At 62.9% G+C, this 2,484-nt stretch carries 3 protein-coding genes; 1 reads left to right on the forward strand and 2 read right to left on the reverse strand.

Annotated features, from left to right (window positions below; translation table 11 throughout):
• Positions 1–249: 249 nt before the first annotated feature.
• A complete protein-coding gene (locus tag CC207_RS18285) occupies positions 250–999 on the forward strand; it encodes a class I SAM-dependent methyltransferase (protein ID WP_088852530.1) in 750 nt (249 codons plus the stop codon).
• A gap of 50 nt (positions 1,000–1,049) precedes the next feature.
• Here the strand turns inward: CC207_RS18285 and CC207_RS18290 are convergent, their stop codons facing one another.
• Positions 1,050–1,646: an NADPH-dependent FMN reductase gene (locus tag CC207_RS18290; RefSeq protein WP_028692312.1), complete on the reverse strand. Its 597-nt coding sequence runs from the start codon at positions 1,644–1,646 to the stop codon at positions 1,050–1,052.
• Positions 1,643–2,482 carry a sterol desaturase family protein gene (locus CC207_RS18295; RefSeq protein WP_088852569.1) on the reverse strand — a complete coding sequence of 280 codons (840 nt, stop codon included), beginning with the start codon at positions 2,480–2,482 and terminating at the stop codon, positions 1,643–1,645. The genes CC207_RS18290 and CC207_RS18295 overlap by 4 nt, the downstream gene beginning before the upstream one ends.
• Between the last annotated feature and the right edge of the window lie 2 nt (positions 2,483–2,484).

Here is a 2,484-nt window from a genome sequence, read left to right on the forward strand (position 1 = left end):
AAGATTCATTTCGCAAAACCCCTATCTGCGCGAGCAGGTAGGGGTTTTGTCTTTTCCGCGTTCCAACATCAACGCCATACCGGCGCTCCTGTGGGAGCGGCCTTGCGTCGCGAAAGGGCTGCGCAGCAGCCCCGACAGTCCTGAGACATACTCAAGACCCTGGGGCCGCTGCGCGCCCCTTTCGCGACACAAGGCCGCTCCTACACGACTTATACTGGCCCGACCACAAGCATTAACCTGGACCATCGAATGAAACCCTTTGACGACCTGGTAGCCGAAGCCAACGCAGCGGATGTGACTGGCTGGGGCTTCGACTGGCTGGCAGGACGCGCCTCTGAGCAGCGTCCGCCTTGGGGCTATGCCCAGCTCCTTGCACAGCGTCTGGGTAGGGTCTGCACGGCGCTGGATCTCGACACTGGCGGCGGTGAGGTACTGGATGAGACGCCGCGCTTCCCGCCTCTCATGTGCGCGACAGAAGCCTGGCCACCCAACGCCCGCAAGGCACACGAGCGCCTGGGGCCGCGCGGCGTTGAAGTCGTGCAGGTGGCCCCCGGAACCACGCTCCCATTTGCCGACGCCTCGTTCGAGCTAGTCACCTCACGCCACCCTGTGCAACCGGACTGGTCCGAGATTCATCGCGTCCTCCGACCTGATGGACACTACTTCGCCCAGCACGTAGGGCCAGCCTCGGCCTTCGAGCTGATCGAGCATTTCCTGGGGCCATTGCCCCATGAACGGAAAATGCGCGATCCGCAGGACGAAGTGGCAGCAGCACAGGCAGCCGGGCTGACGGTGACCGGCCTGCGCACAGCCCGCTGCCGCATGCTGTTCCATGATGTGGGCGCAGTCGTGTGGATTCTTCGCAAATGCGTATGGTGGGTGCCGGACTTCTCTGTACACAAGTACCGCGCTGAGCTGCTGGCCCTGGATAGCCAGATGCGCCAGGGCGAGCCTTTTGTCGCGCACTCGACCCGTCATCTTATTGAGGCGAGGCGTTAAGCGGGCGCAGGCCAAGGCAGCCGCTATCGATCGATAGCGGCCATCAACCCTCACATCCCGTTGGCGAATTCCGGATCCTCCATTTCGACCCGCGCATTCATCCCCCTGAGCGCCCTGGCATATTCGCCCAGCACCTGAAGCGCCCAGTCGGCCCGGCGACGAATGCGCAGGTCTTGCGTGCCGGCACTGTCCGGGCCATTCATCACGCCCTCCACCTGGCGCACGATCAACTGCTCGGGCAGATAGCAGATGCGGCAGTTTTTGTAGCTGGATGCACGCAGTTCAGACAGCGGGTAGCTCCCGCCCTGGCCAGAGGACACCCCGACCAGCAGCGCCGGCTTGTGCCCCAACTCGCGGTAGCCGGCGTAGACGAACAGGTTCTTCAGCGCCGGGCTGGCCATGCCGTGCCATTCCGGGGTCAGCACCACCAGGGCATCGGCTTCACGCAGCAGGGCTGCATACTCCGCCCAGAGCCCATGTTCATCCTTGGCAGGCCACAACGGCAGCGGCGCAAGCCCCAGATCGATCACCCTTGGCCGCTCGCTGAGTTGCAATGCCTGTAGGCGTTGGGCGAGAAAGGCGCCCACCTTCGCCGACTGGCTGTCCGGCTGGCTGGAGCCGGCCACGAGTACGATATTCAGGCTCATTTGGCCAGCTCCTGGTCCGATTCCGTCGGCAGGCTGGTCGACTTGCCACGCATCAGCGGCCAGAACAGCTCCTCCTGCCAGCTGACCGGGCGCATGCCTTCGATACCGTAATACTGCGGGCGGCGGCGGGTGATCTTTGCCGTGCCGAACAGCACATCCCAGAAGAACAGCAGGTTGCCAAAGTTGCCTTTGTAATGCGTCACCCCGTCATCGGCACTGAGGCCGTGATGCGCCGAGTGGGTCGCGGGGGTGGAAATGGTCCGTTCCAGCAGCCACATCACGGGCCGCAGTGCACGTATGCGGTAAAGCTTGTCATCCCAGGGCACGCTGCTGTGGGCGCCGAAGATGACCAGCATCTTGACGATCAGGTAGCCGAAGTACACAGGCGCCAACCCCAGGTAGATCAGGGCCCCGCTGAACCACAGGCCGGGCATCAGCAGGTAATAGAAGCTGTTGTTGCGATAGACGATGCGGATGCTCATGTAGGGCGCTGAATGGTGTGCGCGGTGCAGCGAGTAGAGCAGGGGCACCTTGTGGCTGAGGCGATGCCACCAGTACTGGGTCATGTCGTCCAGCACCAGGAACAGGACGAGCCCAAGCACCCAGTGCAGGCCGGCGAGGCTGCCCTTCAGTTGCGGCGCGAAGTGTTCCAGCAGGCTGTTGCTGAGGAACGTGACCAACGGCAGGGTGACCACCATCAGCAGGGCGCTGCCGACGATCTCGATGATCGCGTCCCGACGTTTGCCGCGAGGCTGAAGGAAGCAGGCGCAGGTGATTTCGAGGAGGATGAAGCCGATCAGAATGGCGAGAATAATTGGTATCGGGCTGTTTGTTATTG

Source organism: Pseudomonas sp. DrBHI1, from assembly GCF_002205115.1.
Classification (GTDB): Bacteria; Pseudomonadota; Gammaproteobacteria; order Pseudomonadales; family Pseudomonadaceae; genus Aquipseudomonas; species Aquipseudomonas mosselii.

What these genes read in the sequence shown, in the direction of transcription:
- CC207_RS18285 (WP_088852530.1), top strand. Translation starts at nt 250, where the DNA reads ATGAAACCCTTTGACGACCTGGTAGCCGAAGCCAACGCAGCGGATGTG.
- CC207_RS18290 (WP_028692312.1), bottom strand. Translation starts at nt 1,646, where the DNA reads ATGAGCCTGAATATCGTACTCGTGGCCGGCTCCAGCCAGCCGGACAGC.